Source organism: Marinobacter sp. CHS3-4 (assembly GCF_030053415.1).
In the GTDB taxonomy this organism is placed as follows: Bacteria; Pseudomonadota; Gammaproteobacteria; order Pseudomonadales; family Oleiphilaceae; genus Marinobacter.
Genome location: NZ_JASGBJ010000001.1, coordinates 1,376,196 through 1,392,445, shown reverse-complemented (window position 1 = coordinate 1,392,445; position 16,250 = coordinate 1,376,196). Strand labels below are relative to the sequence as shown.

The window sequence follows — 16,250 nt, the reverse complement described above, 5'->3', positions numbered from 1 at the left end:
ATCGGGTTGTGCACAGGATTTAAGGCGATGTCCGGAACAGAAAACCCGGACCAAAACCGGCGAGATTTTACACTGTTGGCAGACACAAAAAAACCGGAATGCCTGAGCATTCCGGTTTTCACCGCAACACCTGCCGTATCAGCGGTTACCCATCGGGTCCTTGAGATACTTCAGGAAGTCGCTTTCGGCGTCGATCACCATGATGTCGCCCTTATCGGCGAAGGTGCTCTGATACGCTTCGAGGCTTCGATAGAAGGCGTAAAACTCGCTGTCTGAGCCATACGCATCCGCATAGATCTGAGCCGCTTGAGCATCGCCCTCACCGCGCACTTCCTCGGCCTTAGCAAAGGCTTCAGCCAGGATTACAGTGCGCTGACGATCCGCATCGGCGCGAATACCTTCCGCCAGCTCGTTACCGCGAGAGCGGAATTCCTGAGCCAGCTTTTCACGCTCGGTCGCCATACGGCGGAACACGTTTTGACTGACCTGGCCAGGAAACTCGATGGCTTTGACACGGATATCAACGACTTCGATACCGAACTCGGATTTGGCCGTCTCGTTCACACGGGTTGTCAGCGTGTTCATCAGCTCATCGCGCTGCCCCGACACGACTTCCACCATGGTGCGAACACCGAACTCATCGCGAAGACCGTTGTCGACCCGCGACAGCAACAGTGAGGACGCACGATACTCGTCTCCACCAGTCGCACGGTAGAACTGATCCACGTCGCGGATCTTCCAGGCGATGTAAGAATCCACGTCCAGTGGTTTCTTCTCGATGGTCAGGTACTGACGAGAGGGCAAATCGGTGGTCAGAACCCGAACGTCAAATTCCCGGACCTGATCGATCACCGGTACCTTGAAATGAATACCCGCCTGTATGTCAGTCTCAATGAGCTCACCAAAGCGCAACAGAACACCGCGATGAGTCTCAGGGATAATATACACGCTGGACAATACCACCAGCACCACAATGAGGGCGCCGGCAAGGCCCACTACACCTTTAGCTCCCATATTAACGACTCCTCCGAGTGCTTGAATTCTGACGGCTCTGCAGCTCCTGCATTACCTCGTCAGCCAGCGCCTTGATGTCCGCCTGACTCTTGCCTGAACCGCTGTTACCACCGCTTCCCACGCTGGCGCCGGACGGACTGGTCAATCGATCAAGCGGCAGATACATCATGTTGTCACCACTTTCAGTGTCCACCATGATCTTGCTGCTGTTCGACAATACGGTTTCCAGTGCCTGAATGTACATACGCTCACGAGTCACTTCCGGAGCCTGGTTATACACACCCAGAACGGCCAGGAAGCGAGCGGTTTCACCACGGGCACGCTCGATGACTTCTTCTTTGTATGCTGCGGCTTCTTCCGTCAGACGCTGAGCACGGCCTCGTGCTTCAGGCACGATCTTGTTGCGATAGCGCTCTGCTTCTTCCTTAACTTGCTGCTCGTCTTCTCGGGCACGCTGTACTTCGCGGAAGGCGTCCTGAACCGGCTGCGGTGGCTGGGTGCTTTCAACGTTAACCCGTACCAGTTCCAGTCCCGTGCCGTATTCCTCAAGAAACGTCTGCAGCCGCTGCTCTACCCGAACCGCCAGCTCTGCACGGCCTTCGGTCAGCACGTCATCGAGTGTTGAACTGCCCACTTCATGACGCAAAGCACTGTCGGTCGCAAAGGCCAAAGCCTGATTAGAATCGCGCACATTCAGCACATAAGCACGGGCATCGCCGACGCGGTACTGCACCTGCAGATCCACTGAAACCAGATTCTCATCCTGGGTCAGCATCTGGCCCGAGGATTCGGCGTTCCGTACGTTGGTCACCCGCACCAGAGTCACGTCGTCAATCAAAGGCACTTTGAATTGCAGGCCCGGGTTCTCGGTACGACTGAACTCACCGAAACGCAACACCACCGCGCGCTCCTGCTCGTCCACCGTATAGAACGACTGAAAAATGACGTAGCCAGCAAAAATGATCGCCGCGATGGCAAGTACTGCCCCGAATCCGCCACTATTGCCGGAGGATGAGCCATTGCCGCCGGAGTTGCTGCCTTTGCCACCCAGCAGCTTGTTGAGCTTGTCGAGGCCTTTCTTCAGCGCCTCATCCAGGTCCGGCGGCCCCTGATCATTACCGCCGCGACCACCTCCGGTTCCCCAGGGATCGTTGTCATTGCGGTTCCCACCCGGTTCATTCCAGGCCATATCGTTCTCCGTTCCTAACTGATCGAATGGCTGCAAATACTAGGGATTTATAAGCGCCCCGGCAATAGCGCAGCCTGCTTAACTCTATGTCTGTTCCAGTGTTACGTCGTTTTCTGTCATTCCTGCTCTACTGAGCAACTGAAGCCAATCCCTCTGCTGTAGGCGAACCTCAAGCACCGAATCCCCATTATCACGGTGGTTTTCGGCCAGTACAGATCCGGCCTCGTGCAACAATGCCCTGAGTTTGCCATCGACGGGGCGCAGGCACACAAAGTGATGTACTACGTCCTCTGCAAGCCGTTCGACCACTGCATCGAACAATTCATCCATGCCCTGACCGGATACCGCCGATACCCAAACCCGGACCGGGATCCCTTCTTCATTACGATCAACTCTTGGCGAAAAACCATCAAGAAGGTCAATTTTATTGAAAACCTGCAATACAGGAATCTCGTCAGCACCAATTTCCGCCAGCACCTCTTCTACCTGCTCAATGTTCTCATCACGACGATGATCATGGCAGTCAACAATGTGCAGCAAAATCGATGCCTGTGTAGTTTCTTCGAGAGTTGCACGGAATGCCTCAACCAGTTTATGGGGGAGGTGGCGAATAAAACCAACCGTGTCCGCCATAACGACAGGTCCGATGTCCGGAAGTTCCAGACGGCGAAGGGTCGGATCCAGTGTCGCAAACAGCTGATCCGCAGCATAGACAGTGGAAGTGGTCAGCCGATTGAACAGCGTTGATTTACCTGCGTTGGTATAACCCACCAGGGACACCGTGGGTATATCGGCCCGGTTGCGGGCCCGACGACCCTGATTCCGCTGCTTGCGGACCTTTTCAAGGCGCCGGTGAATGGATTTGATCCTTTCGCGCAGCAACCGTCGGTCCGTTTCCAACTGGGTTTCACCCGGCCCACGAAGCCCGATACCACCTTTCTGGCGCTCAAGGTGTGTCCAGCCCCGAATCAAACGAGTAGACATGTGCTCAAGCTGGGCAAGCTCGACCTGCAATTTGCCCTCATGGGTTCTGGCGCGCTGGGCGAAAATGTCCAGTATGACACCGGTACGGTCCAATACGCGGCATTTGAGCTCCCGCTCGACGTTTCGCTCCTGGCTGGGACTGAGCGCGTGATTAAACAGCACAACGTCTGCCTCGTTGGCTGCAATGGCATCCCGGATTTCTTCGAGCTTGCCCGCGCCTACAAACAGCCGCGGACTCGGCTGTTTGCGGGTACCTGTGATGACACCCACAGCTTCGACGCCAGCCGACCAGACCAGTTCACGGAATTCGTCCGGGTCTTCGGTGTCTTCGTACGAGGTAAAATCAATGTGGACGATGATGGCGCGTTCGCCAACGTCGGGGCGCTCAAACAAGTAAAAGTAACTCCTGATCGTTCAAATGGGGCGGGCCCTTAAAAACAAACACCCGTGTACCTGAGAAAGCCCCAAGCCATATCAACACTGGAGCCCTTCAGATTCACGGGTGTTACAACGTCTGCCCGGTCTGGACAAATCAGTCCTCGGACTCTTCACCGCCCGGTGCCTGCGGCGGAATACGGACATTGCGTGCCGGCACAACGGTTGAGATGGCGTGCTTGTACACCATCTGGCTGACTGTGTTTTTCAAAAGAATTACGAACTGGTCGAAAGATTCAATCTGGCCTTGCAGCTTGATGCCATTCACCAGAAAGATCGAGACCGGAATGCGCTCCTTGCGTAAGGCGTTGAGGTAAGGGTCTTGTAAGGATTGCCCTTTTGACATGTTTATTCTCCTGTTTATAGTAAAAGCAGATCGTCATTTAAAGCTTCAATGTGGTGCGAGACCCGATGATTTTCAAGGCCTTATCAACCTGTTGAAAATCGTCGCTATCCAGCCAGTCCAAATCGGACCATTTTCGCAGCCAAGTCAGCTGCCGTTTAGCAAGCTGCCGAGTGGCAGCCACCCCTTTTTCCACCAATACCTGTTCGTCATATTCGCCAGCCAAATGCGACCAGGCCTGACGGTATCCAACACAGCGCATCGAGGGGAGATCGGGGTGAAGATCACCTCTGGCCATTAATTCCCTGACTTCGTCGAGAAAACCCGCATCCAGCATCGCCTGGAATCGACGGCGAATTCTTTCGTGCAGAACTCGTCGCTCAGCCGGCGCCAGCGCAAGCTGTATCACAGTATACGGAAGAGTCGGCGATTCGTCTGCCTGCCACCGAGTGAAATAGGTGAAATCCTCACCCCCACTTTCGTCGGAAGCTCCGGAACCTGACGGCCGCCAGAGCTCGGATATGGGTCTGCCCGTCAATCGAATCACTTCAACAGCCCTGAGCAGGCGTTGACGGTTGTTGGGGTGGATCAGCTTTGCCGCCACCGGGTCCTTTGCCTCAAGCTCCCGGTACAACGAGGCCCATCCTTGCTGATCCGCCTGATTTTCCAGCTGCCGGCGCAGGTCGGAATCGGCCGAGGGAAGATCTGACATGCCCTGCAACAAAGCCTTGAAGTACATCATGGTTCCGCCAACCAACAGCGGAATTCGGCCCTTGGCGGCAATCTCAGACATCTCGGCCAGCGCATCGTTTCGGAAATCCGCCGCTGAATAGGTGTCAGCAGGATCGCAAATATCGATCAGTCGATGGGGAGCTACCGCCAGTTCTTCCGGAGAAGGCTTGGCGGTACCAATATCCATACCTCGGTAAATCATGGCTGAATCGACGCTGATGATGTCGCACGGAAAACGGCGGCAAATCTCAATGGCCAGATCTGTTTTCCCGGAGGCCGTTGGCCCCATCAGGAATATGGCCGGGGGATGGTCGGACATCTCGAACCTATCGCCCCCGCAAAAACAGTTTATCGAGTTCCGATAGCGTCATGACTGTCCATGTGGGGCGCCCGTGGTTGCACTGCCCGCTTCGCTCAGTGGCTTCCATGTCCCGAAGCAAGGTATTCATTTCAGGAATCGTTAACTGACGGTTGGCCCGGACCGACCCGTGGCAGGCCATTGTCCCCAGCAGTTCATGAGTTACGGCCTCTACTCGATCACTTTCCCCGTTTTCGATGAGATCCGACAACACATCCCGTACCAGCTGTTCTGTATCAGCACCTCGCAATAAAGCGGGCACCTGGCGCACCGCAAGAGTTTCAGGACCAATTCGTTCAACCCTCAGTCCGAGCTGCAGCAGCTCTTCCCCATGCGTTTCTGCCAGGGCTGCTTCCTTCTGGCTGACGGCCAGAGACACAGGCACCAGCAGCGGCTGACTTTTCAGATCCTGGGCGTCCATAGCGCGCTTCATGCGCTCATAGGTAATGCGCTCGTGGGCGGCATGCATGTCCACCACGATCAGCCCCTGGTGGCTTTGCGCCAGTATATAGATGCCATGTAACTGGGCGATGGCATAGCCGAGCGGTGGTTCGTCACCCTGTGGCATCGGGGGTGTGTTCATCGCTGCCGGACGATCCATGGGCGGAGCCACATCCCCACCAGACTCCTCGACACCACCGCCCTGATTTAAAGACTGATAGAACGCCATCTGGTCACGAACCTGCCATTCCGGCTGGCCCGAACGATCTGCCTGCACACCAGCAAAGGCGTTGCTTGTCGATGCCTGAGCATGCCCTGCACCACTATTGAAACCAACAGGCTGGGCATCGGTCATGGGGACTTGCACGCCGAAGGTCTGTGCATGCACCGAGGGCTGACGATGTTCCGACTGCGCCACCGCTCCGCGTAAATGGTCATCGGGCCGCACATCCGCCAGCGCCTTGTGAAGTGTCCGGAAAATAAAATCATGGACCAGACGGCCGTCCCTGAAGCGCACCTCATGCTTGGTCGGATGCACGTTCACATCCACCGAGGCCGGATCAACTTCGAGATACAGCACGAACGCCGGATGGCGATTGTTGTAGAGCACATCCCGGTAAGCTTGGCGAACCGCGTGGGCGACCAGTCGATCACGAATCACCCGGCCGTTAACAAAGAAATACTGCAGATCAGCCTGGCTTCGGGAAAAAGTCGGCAATGCGACCCAGCCCCAGAGCCGCAAACCTGTGGCTTCGGCATCAATCAGGACGGCATTGTCGATAAACTGCTGACCGCACAGAGAACCAATGCGGCGCTCGCGGTCCAGCGGATTTTCTGCAGGCCGCAGGCTCTGAACCACGCGCTGGTTATGACGCAGGGTAAAGCCGGTGTCGAATCGGCTCAATGCCTGGCGCCGGACACACTCTTCCACGTGGTTAAATTCGGTTTTTTCGGTACGCAGAAACTTGCGGCGGGCCGGTGTGTTGAAGAACAGATCCCGCACCTCGACCGTCGTGCCCACCGGATGGGCGGCAGGTGCAATGGTGGCGTCCATGTCACGCCCTTCAACCTCGACTTTGGACGCCGCCTCCTGAGCTTCGGTGCGCGACGTCAGCGCAAGCCTGGAAACGGACGAAATACTGGCCAGGGCCTCGCCCCGGAAGCCAAGGGAGGCAACCGCTTCAAGGTCATCGAGGTCGGCAATTTTGCTGGTAGCATGCCGACTCAGCGCCAACGGCAGATCGTCTTCACCGATGCCATTGCCGTCATCACGAACCCGTATGAGTTTGACGCCGCCCTGCTCGATATCAATATCAATCCTGCGGGCACCCGCATCCAGAGCGTTTTCAATCAGTTCTTTTGCAACGGAAGCCGGGCGCTCAACCACCTCGCCTGCAGCAATCTGGTTTGCCAGGCGCGGTGACAGCAATCGGATGGCGGGCATGTAGGAAACGACCTCATTGTTCAGGAAGCGGGTATGCGAATGGTTTGCCCTACCATAACACGGTCGTTGTTCAGTCCGTTATATCGCATTAGCTCGCTAACGGTTGTCTGGGTGCGACGCGCAACGCCGGACAGCGTGTCTCCCCGCTGGATACGATATTGACTGATTTTGCTGTCGCCATTTCGCTTCTGCCATGCCAGCAACGTGCCGGGCGGTGGCGTCTTGCGGAAGTATTCGTCGATGCCACGAAAAACCGCATGAGACAGCTTTCGCTGATAAGCGGCGCTGGACAGATTCTTTTCCTCGGTGGGGTTGGAAATAAACCCGGCTTCAACGAGGATCGACGGAATGTCCGGCGATTTGAGAACGGCGAATGCCGCCTGCTCCACGCCTGTCTTATGGAGTTTGGCAACCCCACCAAGTTCGTTAAGTATGGAGCTACCCACACCAAGACTTGAATTGATACTGGCTGTCATGGACAGATCCAGCAAGACACCCGCCAGAGTGTCATCCCGGCCATCCAGCGACACGCCACCAGCGCCGCCAATCAGATCAGAACGGTTTTCGGTTTTGGCCAGCCAGCGAGCCGTTTCACTGGTCGCGCCCCGCTGGGACAACGCAAACACGGAAGCGCCCCTTGGTTGAGGCGTGCGGAATGCATCGGCATGAACAGAAACAAACAGATCCGCGTTGTGTTTACGCGCCAGGATCGTGCGGCTACGCAGATCAATATAGTAATCACCGGTACGTGTCAGACGCGCAGTGTAGCCAGGTTTCTCTTCAATCAGATCAGCCAGCCTGCGAGCCATGTTCAACACCACGTCTTTTTCTCGGGTGCCTCTGGGACCAATCGCACCAGGATCCTCACCGCCGTGACCAGCGTCGATCACCACCACAATGTCCCGTTTGCCATTGGCACTGTCGGTGACCGTTGGCTTGGCTTCCTCGCGGGCGTTTTTTGCCCCCTCGTCAATCAGATCAACCACCAAACGATGGCCGTACTGCTGATTGGGTTCCAATTGGAAGCTTCTGGGTTTGATGTCGCTTTTCAGGTCCAGCACTACCCGAAGGTCATTGCCATTGCGGGGCGCACTGCGGATGCGGCGAACGGGGCTACCACTCAGATCCAGAGCACCAAAATCGGCTTTCAGCCGGGTGTTTTTCAGGTCAATGACCAGACGGGCCGGGCCAGTCAGGGAGAAAATGTTGTGATCAACCGAGTCACCCACGTCCAATACCAGGCGAGTATGGTCTGGAGCCGGCCAGATCCTCACGCTTTCAACATTCACACCGGCGCTGACAGGCAACGCCAGAACCAGCAGCAGTGAAGTGATGATGTGTCGCAAGCACAGTCTGGTTTTCATGCTAAACACCTGCATTGAAGTCAACCTTCTGTAATGTCCCTGATTATCCGCCGGATGCCCGCAGGCTTTCCAGCAATTCCTTTCCCAGGGACGTCTCTGACGTCAGCGTGGCCTGGCGCCCCTCGTCTTTGAGTTCGAGTAAAAACCTCAGATCAGGCGAAGGCAGAATACCCTGCCCCTTCTCTGCCCACTCGATCAGACAGAGACTGCGTTTACCGAAATAATCCCGGATACCCAGATATTCCAGCTCCTCCGGGTCACCCAACCGGTACAGGTCAAAGTGATACACCACCGGCTCAAGGTGCTCGTAGGGCTCTACAATCGTATAGGTGGGACTTTTCACTGCCCCATCGTGCCCCATGCCCCGCATAACGCCCCGGCTCAACGTGGTTTTGCCCATACCCAGATTGCCCTGCAAAAATACCGTGACCCCTTTATGGCAGCCTTTCACCACCTCAGCCAGCGAGCGCCCCAGCGACTCCGTGGCCGAGTCATCGGCCAAGAACATACGGTAAACATCTCGCAACTCATCTTTTGTCATCGACACCTACACCTCGGCCCGAATCAGAACCGATGGAAGCGCATCAATCACATCCTGAGGCAGCAACCCCAGCGCGCCTTTTGTTTCAGACGCTTTGTCGGCTGCCGCCAGATGCAGTGAGGCGCCCATCTCCGCTGCGAGGCTGTCGTCAGACAATTGGCCGCGCAATCCACCAATGATTCCAGACAGCACATCTCCCATGCCGCCGGTGGCCATACCGGGATTGCTACCACTGATGATGACGGGTAGTCCCTTGCCATCCGCTACCACCGTGCCGGCGCCTTTCAGCAAAACGACACCGCCATAGACTTCCTGCAGCCTGACCGCAGCCGCAACTCGATCCGCCTCAACCTCAGGCACTGTGCAACCCAAAAGCCTGGCGGCTTCACCGGGATGAGGAGTCAGAATGTGGTTGTCCGCCGGCTGCGCAACCCGCGTCGCCATCAGGTTCAGTGCATCGGCATCCAGAATCCGGGGCTTGCCGCTATCAACGACTTGCTGAAGCATCTGTTGCCCCCAGGCGCCTCGACCGATACCGGGACCACACACGATGACCGTCGCCGACTCTAGCAAAGGCTTGAGTTCTGACCCGTGGGTGATCGCATGAGCCATCAGGGACGGACAGCGCGCCAACGCTGGGCCGACGTACTCCGGTCGCGTCCCCAGGGTAATTAACCCGGCTCCGGTTCGCGCAGCGGCTTCTGCCGCAAGAATCCCGGCCCCGCCGAACCCCCGCTCGCCGGCAACCACAAGCACATGCCCAAAACGCCCTTTGTGGGCATTGGCGGGTCGACGGGGTAACCGTGATGCAATGCCAGACCAATCCACTCGCTTTGCAATCGGCGCCTGCCCGCTTTCTTGCGCCCAGTCATCTGTTTCCAGAGATTCGAACGCCAGGCTTCCACAACATTCAGGCCCATGTCCGGTAAACAGCCCTGCTTTCAACGCAATGAAGGTCACCGTCATGTCTGCTCGAATGGCCGTGCCAGTGACGGTGCCCCGGGTCGAATCCAACCCGGAGGGCACATCGACGGCCAGAACCGGCGTAGTAACAGCGTTGCACCGGTCAATCAAATCCGCAAACGGCTCCCGGGGCGAACCAGTCACGCCCGTGCCCAGCATGGCATCGACGATCAATTCCACATCGCCAAGTGGAAGGCCATCGATGTCTGACAGCGCCTGCACATCGACGCCATCTGCTTCCGCCTTATGCCAGGCTTTACGAGCATCCCCTTTCAACTTTTCCGTAGGCGCCACGGCCACGCAATGAACGCGAATACCGTGTCGCCTTGCGTTAGCGGCAATCAGGTAGCCGTCACCACCGTTATTTCCAGCCCCGCAAAGCACCAACAACGAGGAAGGCTCTGGCCAGGTTCGAACCAGCCGACGGAACGCACTGGCCGCCGCCGCTTGCATAAGCTCAAAGCCATCGACCCCTTGCTGATCAATCACATAACGATCGATCGCCTGCACCGCATCGGCGGAGTAAAGGTCTTCTGGTAGACTGTTGTCCTGCGCCAGGGGCATTGAAAACCGCTCCCGCTAAAGAATCCGGATTAAGAAAATCGGCCAGCTGCCTGTAAAGCATAGCAAAATACCAAAAAAGGTCATAACTTAATCAATACCTTTACGCTTTCTTTGCTTTTCCCTGGCCAGAAGCAGTGTCCTTCACTTCCGTTTACAGCAGGCCCTCATGACTGACGCCACGAATCAACAACTCACGCAGCTGCCTGAAATGATTCGAGAATGGGCCAGAGAGCTGGGCTTCAGCGACCTTGGAATCACCTATCCGGACACCGGGCCACACGCCCATCATTTGCAAGAATGGCTGGATCAGGGATTTCACGGCGAAATGGACTACATGGCGCATCATGGCGACAAACGCTACACGCCGACGTCTCTAGTGGAGGGAACCCAACGCGTTATATCCGTGCGGCTGGACTATCTGCCTGCTCCCGACAGCCCGGCGCGAGTACTCACTGACCCCGAAAAGGCCTATGTGACCCGCTACGCGGTAGGTCGTGATTATCACAAACTGATGCGCAAGCGGCTCGCGACACTGGCGAAAAAGATCGACGAGGCAGTATCCGGGTATGACTACCGTGCTTTTGTAGACAGCGCACCGGTGCTGGAAAGGGCTCTGGCCCAACGCGCAGGACTGGGCTGGATTGGCAAGAACAACATGGTGATTCACCCAAAAGGCGGGTCGTTTTTCTTCCTGGGTGAAATCTTTACCAGCGCGCCCTTGCCCGTGGACGCTCCGTTTGAAAAAGAACACTGTGGCTCTTGCGCAGCTTGCCTGGACATTTGCCCCACGGACGCCTTCGAGGGGCCACATCGCCTGGACGCCCGAAAATGCATCAGCTATCTGACCATAGAGCTGTCGGGCAGCATACCGGTAGAACTCCGTGAAAAAATGGGCAACCGGGTGTTTGGCTGTGACGACTGCCAGTTGGTCTGCCCCTGGAACAAATTCAGCAAACCTACCGCCGAAAATGACTTTCAGCCCCGCCACGGCCTGGACAACGCAGAACTGGCAACGCTGTTTTTATGGACAGAAGAAGAGTTTCTGAAACGTACCGAGGGGTCCGCCATCCGTCGGACCGGCTACGAAGGCTGGCTGCGGAATCTGGCCGTGGGCCTCGGCAATGCGCCATCAACCATCCCTGTGATTGAGGCGCTGAAACAAAGGGCCGACCACCCCTCAGAGATCGTCAGGGAGCACGTTCAGTGGGCGCTTGCGCGCCACGGTTTATAGGTTAAAGAAGTTTTCGCGGTAGTGTCTTAACTCATTGATGGAATCACGGATATCGTCGAGCGCCAGGTGACTGCCTTTCTTTTTCACGCCGTCTAGAACATCCGGCCGCCAGCGACGAGCCAGTTCTTTCACGGTGCTGACGTCCAGATTGCGATAGTGGAAGAAGGCTTCAAGCTCTGGCATATACTTCACCAGGAACCGGCGATCCTGCCCTATGCTATTACCACACAGGGGTGACTGCCCGGGCTCCAGGTAGCGCTGAAGAAACTCAATGGTCTGTTGTTCTGCATCAATCTCGCTGACCTTGCTGTCACGAACACGTTGAGTAAGGCCACTCTCGCCATGGGTACGAGTGCACCACTCGTCCATGCTGTTGAGAAGGCTATCGGACTGGTGCACGGCAATGACCGGCCCCTCCTCAATCGTATTCAGATCGGAATCCGTAATGATGGTCGCAATCTCTATGATCCGCTCTTGCTCCGGGTCCAGCCCGGTCATTTCAAGGTCAATCCATACAAGGTAATTAGAACCGGCCATTCAACTTCCTCCAAAAATAGTGTTTGGGTGCTGGCATTGGCGGGTGAGGTTTACCCCGCCGTCGCCTCCCGCAACTTATGCCTATTCTGGACGAATAACGTATGATGTGACACCACCAGACAGCGATTGCGGAAAGCTCAATTATTTATGGCCAAAAGGCGACTGAACAAACAACAGAAATGGCGTATCTCAAAAGTTCAGCAAGAGCGCACCGCTCGGGCCGCGCGCAAAGAGAAAAAAATCGGCGAACAGATCGAGGCCGGTGACCTTGGGCCGGAACAGGAAGGCCTGATCATTGCTCACTATGGCCAGCAACTGGACGTTGAAGTTCTGGAGGGAGAAGACAAGGGTCAAGTGGTTCGGTGCTTCGTTCGGGCCAACATCGACAGCCTGGTGACCGGCGACCGGGTCATCTGGCGCATGAGCGGGAACGAAACCGGCGTTATTGTCGCCCGTTGCGACCGTCAGTCCCTGCTCCAGCGCCCGGATAATTTTGGCGCCCTAAAACCGGTTGCTGCCAATATCGACCACATCATTCTGGTGATCGCGCCGGAACCGGAACCCCACGACAATCTCATTGACCGCTATCTTGTCGCCGCGGAAATCACCAACATTCCGGCGATTCTGCTACTTAACAAGTCAGACCTGCTGAACGAACACAATCGCGATGCCATTAACACGCTTCTGGCCCGGTATCGGGACCTTGGTTATCGCGTGGAACAGACGTCGTCGAAAACCGACGGTGAGAAAGCGGCTGGCGTTGAAGCGCTGATAAAAGATCAGACCAGTGTCTTCGTAGGCCAGTCCGGGGTGGGAAAATCATCCATTATCCAGACGCTATTACCCGACGAAAGCATTCGCGTGGGCGCCGTCTCTGAAAGTACCGGCAAGGGCGTGCACACAACAACCACTGCCCGGTTGTTCCACCTGGCCTGCGGCGGTGACCTGATTGATTCGCCCGGCATTCGGGAATTCGGGCTGTGGCACATGTCGCCGTCGGAAATCGAGTATGGTTTTCGAGAAATCCGGGACCTTATCGGCCACTGCAAGTTCCGCAATTGCAGCCACCTTGGCGACCCAGGTTGTGCCATTGCGGCAGCCGCAGAAGAGGGCCGTATCAGCGAATCACGGCTGAAAAGCTTCCACCGGATTCTTCAGGATATGGCAGAACAACAGGCGCGAGGGCTGAAAGTCGATTAGCCGTTGATCACCAGTTCAACTCGCCCTCTTCAGGTGTGGCCTGTTCCTGCAACCACTCGCCTTCTTCCAGGGACTGCATGGATTGTTGCTGCTGCTCTTCGGAGGGGGCGGTCAGGTCAATCAGCGGTTCATCGGACTTGCCCGCTTTGCTCTGCATGTCTTCCGAGGCCTTCTTGTTCATCACAATGATAGAAATCCGACGATTTACTGGTGCCTGGGGATCATCCTTATCAAACAGAACCGAATCGCTTAATCCCACTACCCGACCAATCTGGTCGCTGTCGACGCCGCCGGCGACCAGGGCGCGCCGAGCGGTATTGGCACGATCCGCGGAAAGCTCCCAGTTGGTATAACCTGGCCGACCATTGAAAGGCGTTGAATCCGTGTGACCGGTGATGCTCAACTTCTTGTCCACCGTTGATAGCTTTTTGGCCAATTCGAAAAGAATGTCCTGAGAATAGTATTTGAGCTCAGCGCGACCGCTATCGAACATGGGACGCTGTGACCGATCAACAATCTGAATGCGCAGACCTTCGCTGGTAATATCGATTAGCAATTGGTCCTTGAATTCCTTCAGTGTTTCGCTTTTGTCGATTCGTTCTTTCAGCTCCTGAAATAATTGCGCCATCTGTTGTTGTTCCAGGGTCTGCGCCATCTCCTCGACAACCTGATCCTCGATCTGAATATTGGTGTCTGCGACGTCTTCGCTGGATTCATTAACCACAGAGGCACTGCCTTCCAGATCGACCGGGTTCGGCGACCCCCCTTCGGTAAACCCGACGGGATCCTTGAAATACCCCTCTACCGCAAGCTTCTGTTCTGGCGACGCCGTGGCGGTCAGCCACAGAACCAGAAAAAATGCCATCATGGCAGTGGCAAAGTCGGCAAACGCTACTTTCCAGGAACCCCCGTGATGACCAGCGGCGACTACCTTCTTGCGCTTAACGATGATGGGCTGATCTTCCAAAACATCACTCCCGGCTATTTAGAACGCACGTGATCATTGAGCTCCTGAAAGCCCGGCCGTTTATCTGACGGCAAGGATTTACGGCCAAACTCGATCGCCATCTGCGGTGCCTGACCGGATACCGTTGCAACAATCGACGATTTCACGCACTCATAGGCCTTGATCTCGTACTTGGCGGAATGTTCCATCGCAATGGACAAAGGCCCCACGAAACCGTAACCCATCCAGATGCCCAGAAAGGTACCAACCAGTGCCGCAGCCACACTCAGGCCTATCCGCTCCGGGCCTTCCGTCAGAAAATTCATGGTGATGACGATGCCCAGCACGGCTGCCACGATACCCAGGCCCGGCAACGCATCGGCGATCTTATTCAAAGCGTGGGCTGGCTCTTCCACCTCGTGATGACGGCTGTCGATTTCGTTCTCCATCATGCCTTCCAGCTCGTGGGTGGCCATGTTGCCGGCGCTGATAATGCGCAGATAGTCAGTGATGAAGGCGAGGAGGTACTTGGACTTCATGATGGCCGGGTAGCGGGTAAAAATCTGACTGGAGTCCGGATCATCAATGTCTTCCTCGATGGCCATGACCCCCTGCTTTCGAGATTTGTCGAATACTTCGTAAAGCAGGCTGAGCAAGTCCATGTAAAAGGACTTGTTGTAGGGCGACCCGGTGAGCTGGGTCATGATGCCCTTACCCACCTCTTTGATGGTGTGCACAGGATTGGCGATGACAAAAGACCCTACCGCTGCTCCCCCGATAATCAGTACTTCCGTCGGTTGCCAAAGCACCGCCAGATTACCGCCATGCAGGACATAGCCCCCCAGAACACAACTGGCAACAACAATTGCACCTATAATGAATAGCATGGTTAGAGAACGTACCTTCGTTGATTGTTTTACTGCGTCGACCTTATCACGCCGTCAGTCACTGCGCGCAGCTTTGCTTGATAATAGCAAGCCCCGCCGGGAACCGCGAAGACGCAAAACCATTTCTATCCTGCACGCCGCTTTTGATAAACTCCGGCGCTTTACACCTCAAGGATAAGGTTTCATGTTCGACAAGCTGTTTGTAATGAGTCAATACGTCACGCCCCAGTTAACGGTTTCACGGCTGGCGGGGCGGCTTGCCGACATGGACAACACACCGGCGGTGAAAAACCGGGTGGTTCGCTGGTTTATTGATCGCTACGGCGTCAACATGGATGAAGCACTGGAACCGGATCCGGAAGCCTATCCGAGCTTTAACGCCTTTTTTACCCGCGCCCTCAAACCCGGACTTAGACCTGTTGATGACCGCCCTTCTGTATTGGTTAGCCCTGTGGATGGCGCCATCAGTCAGCTGGGTACGGTAACGGATGACCGGGTATTTCAGGCCAAAGGCCAGTCCTTCAGCCTGACGGAACTGCTGGGCGGCGATTCAGGCAAAGCCGCGGAATTTGAGAACGGCGAGTTTGCGACTATTTATCTGTCGCCCAGGGACTATCACCGTATTCACATGCCATTGAGCGGAACGCTCCGGGAAATGACCTATATCCCTGGCAGACTGTTTTCGGTCAACCCGACGACCGCAGCACAGGTACCCAACCTGTTTGCCAGGAACGAGCGCATATCCTGCGTATTCGACACCGATGCCGGTCCCATGGCGATGGTACTGGTGGGCGCCATGATTGTAGGAAGCATGGAAACCACCTGGGCCGGAGTTGTTGCACCTGGGACTTCCGACGTCGACACAACGTCCTACCAACATCTTGAAAAGCCTATTCGCATCGAAAAAGGCGAAGAAATGGGTCGGTTCAGGTTGGGATCAACGGTTGTTCTGGTGATGCCCAAAGGAGCGGTTAGCTGGGGCAAGGATCAGATACCAGGTGCAACGGTACGGATGGGACAAGCCTTCGGAGACCTGGCCAATACTGATAAGTAAGCCACTCTGCGGCGGATAAGGCT

At 56.0% G+C, this 16,250-nt stretch carries 15 protein-coding genes; 3 read left to right on the top strand and 12 right to left on the bottom strand.

Going from position 1 to position 16,250, the window contains the following annotated elements; translation table 11 throughout:
* Positions 1-138: 138 nt before the first annotated feature.
* The 9 genes from hflC to QLQ17_RS06410 all read right to left on the bottom strand — a co-directional run bounded on the left by hflC (position 139) and on the right by QLQ17_RS06410 (position 10,372).
* Entirely contained in the window at positions 139-1,014 is an 876-nt protein-coding gene (gene hflC, locus QLQ17_RS06450; RefSeq protein ID WP_283208722.1) for a protease modulator HflC, read from the bottom strand.
* Between the two features lies 1 nt (position 1,015).
* Positions 1,016-2,203, bottom strand: coding sequence for an FtsH protease activity modulator HflK (gene hflK, locus QLQ17_RS06445; RefSeq protein ID WP_283208721.1), 1,188 nt, complete (start codon positions 2,201-2,203; stop codon positions 1,016-1,018).
* A gap of 84 nt (positions 2,204-2,287) precedes the next feature.
* Positions 2,288-3,580: a ribosome rescue GTPase HflX gene (gene hflX / locus QLQ17_RS06440; RefSeq protein WP_283208720.1), complete on the bottom strand. Its 1,293-nt coding sequence runs from the start codon at positions 3,578-3,580 to the stop codon at positions 2,288-2,290.
* Between the two features lie 139 nt (positions 3,581-3,719).
* On the bottom strand, positions 3,720-3,968 hold the full coding sequence (hfq, locus tag QLQ17_RS06435) for an RNA chaperone Hfq (protein WP_135802723.1): 249 nt from the start codon (positions 3,966-3,968) through the stop codon (positions 3,720-3,722).
* Between the two features lie 37 nt (positions 3,969-4,005).
* A complete protein-coding gene (gene miaA / locus QLQ17_RS06430) occupies positions 4,006-5,016 on the bottom strand; it encodes a tRNA (adenosine(37)-N6)-dimethylallyltransferase MiaA (RefSeq protein WP_283208719.1) in 1,011 nt (336 codons plus the stop codon).
* Between the two features lie 7 nt (positions 5,017-5,023).
* Positions 5,024-6,940 (bottom strand): DNA mismatch repair endonuclease MutL, encoded by a 1,917-nt coding sequence (gene mutL, locus QLQ17_RS06425; RefSeq protein WP_283208718.1) that lies wholly within the window; start codon positions 6,938-6,940, stop codon positions 5,024-5,026.
* A gap of 20 nt (positions 6,941-6,960) precedes the next feature.
* Positions 6,961-8,304, bottom strand: coding sequence for an N-acetylmuramoyl-L-alanine amidase (locus tag QLQ17_RS06420; protein ID WP_283208717.1), 1,344 nt, complete (start codon positions 8,302-8,304; stop codon positions 6,961-6,963).
* A gap of 43 nt (positions 8,305-8,347) precedes the next feature.
* Positions 8,348-8,845 carry a tRNA (adenosine(37)-N6)-threonylcarbamoyltransferase complex ATPase subunit type 1 TsaE gene (tsaE, locus tag QLQ17_RS06415; RefSeq protein ID WP_283208716.1) on the bottom strand — a complete coding sequence of 166 codons (498 nt, stop codon included), beginning with the start codon at positions 8,843-8,845 and terminating at the stop codon, positions 8,348-8,350.
* Positions 8,846-8,851: 6 nt separating this feature from the next.
* On the bottom strand, positions 8,852-10,372 hold the full coding sequence (locus QLQ17_RS06410) for an NAD(P)H-hydrate dehydratase (RefSeq protein WP_283208715.1): 1,521 nt from the start codon (positions 10,370-10,372) through the stop codon (positions 8,852-8,854).
* Positions 10,373-10,538: 166 nt separating this feature from the next.
* On the opposite strand from QLQ17_RS06410, the gene queG reads away from it, so the two are divergent.
* On the top strand, positions 10,539-11,603 hold the full coding sequence (queG, locus tag QLQ17_RS06405; protein WP_283208714.1) for a tRNA epoxyqueuosine(34) reductase QueG: 1,065 nt from the start codon (positions 10,539-10,541) through the stop codon (positions 11,601-11,603).
* On the opposite strand, the gene orn is transcribed toward queG, so the two are convergent.
* On the bottom strand, positions 11,598-12,140 hold the full coding sequence (orn, locus tag QLQ17_RS06400; protein WP_283208713.1) for an oligoribonuclease: 543 nt from the start codon (positions 12,138-12,140) through the stop codon (positions 11,598-11,600). The two genes, queG and orn, sit on opposite strands and share 6 nt — an antisense overlap.
* A 147-nt stretch (positions 12,141-12,287) precedes the next feature.
* Here orn and rsgA point away from each other — a divergent pair, with 147 nt between their 5' ends.
* Entirely contained in the window at positions 12,288-13,340 is a 1,053-nt protein-coding gene (gene rsgA / locus QLQ17_RS06395) for a small ribosomal subunit biogenesis GTPase RsgA (protein ID WP_283208712.1), read from the top strand.
* Positions 13,341-13,347: 7 nt separating this feature from the next.
* Here rsgA and motB read toward each other — a convergent pair whose 3' ends face one another.
* Complete coding sequence (gene motB / locus QLQ17_RS06390) at positions 13,348-14,307, bottom strand: flagellar motor protein MotB (protein WP_283208711.1); 960 nt, start codon at positions 14,305-14,307, stop codon at positions 13,348-13,350.
* Positions 14,308-14,321: 14 nt separating this feature from the next.
* Positions 14,322-15,173 (bottom strand): flagellar motor stator protein MotA, encoded by an 852-nt coding sequence (gene motA, locus QLQ17_RS06385; protein WP_283208710.1) that lies wholly within the window; start codon positions 15,171-15,173, stop codon positions 14,322-14,324.
* A 184-nt stretch (positions 15,174-15,357) separates the two neighbouring features.
* Here motA and asd point away from each other — a divergent pair, with 184 nt between their 5' ends.
* Complete coding sequence (gene asd / locus QLQ17_RS06380) at positions 15,358-16,227, top strand: archaetidylserine decarboxylase (protein WP_283208709.1); 870 nt, start codon at positions 15,358-15,360, stop codon at positions 16,225-16,227.
* Positions 16,228-16,250: the final 23 nt, after the last annotated feature.

Coding starts and splice junctions, on each gene's coding strand:
- QLQ17_RS06410 (WP_283208715.1), bottom strand. CDS start 10,372: ATGCCCCTGGCGCAGGACAACAGTCTACCAGAAGACCTTTACTCCGCC.
- QLQ17_RS06420 (WP_283208717.1), bottom strand. CDS start 8,304: ATGAAAACCAGACTGTGCTTGCGACACATCATCACTTCACTGCTGCTG.
- hflC (WP_283208722.1), bottom strand. CDS start 1,014: ATGGGAGCTAAAGGTGTAGTGGGCCTTGCCGGCGCCCTCATTGTGGTG.
- hflK (WP_283208721.1), bottom strand. CDS start 2,203: ATGGCCTGGAATGAACCGGGTGGGAACCGCAATGACAACGATCCCTGG.
- asd (WP_283208709.1), top strand. CDS start 15,358: ATGTTCGACAAGCTGTTTGTAATGAGTCAATACGTCACGCCCCAGTTA.
- mutL (WP_283208718.1), bottom strand. CDS start 6,940: ATGCCCGCCATCCGATTGCTGTCACCGCGCCTGGCAAACCAGATTGCT.
- rsgA (WP_283208712.1), top strand. CDS start 12,288: ATGGCCAAAAGGCGACTGAACAAACAACAGAAATGGCGTATCTCAAAA.
- tsaE (WP_283208716.1), bottom strand. CDS start 8,845: ATGACAAAAGATGAGTTGCGAGATGTTTACCGTATGTTCTTGGCCGAT.
- queG (WP_283208714.1), top strand. CDS start 10,539: ATGACTGACGCCACGAATCAACAACTCACGCAGCTGCCTGAAATGATT.
- miaA (WP_283208719.1), bottom strand. CDS start 5,016: ATGTCCGACCATCCCCCGGCCATATTCCTGATGGGGCCAACGGCCTCC.
- hfq (WP_135802723.1), bottom strand. CDS start 3,968: ATGTCAAAAGGGCAATCCTTACAAGACCCTTACCTCAACGCCTTACGC.
- motA (WP_283208710.1), bottom strand. CDS start 15,173: ATGCTATTCATTATAGGTGCAATTGTTGTTGCCAGTTGTGTTCTGGGG.
- orn (WP_283208713.1), bottom strand. CDS start 12,140: ATGGCCGGTTCTAATTACCTTGTATGGATTGACCTTGAAATGACCGGG.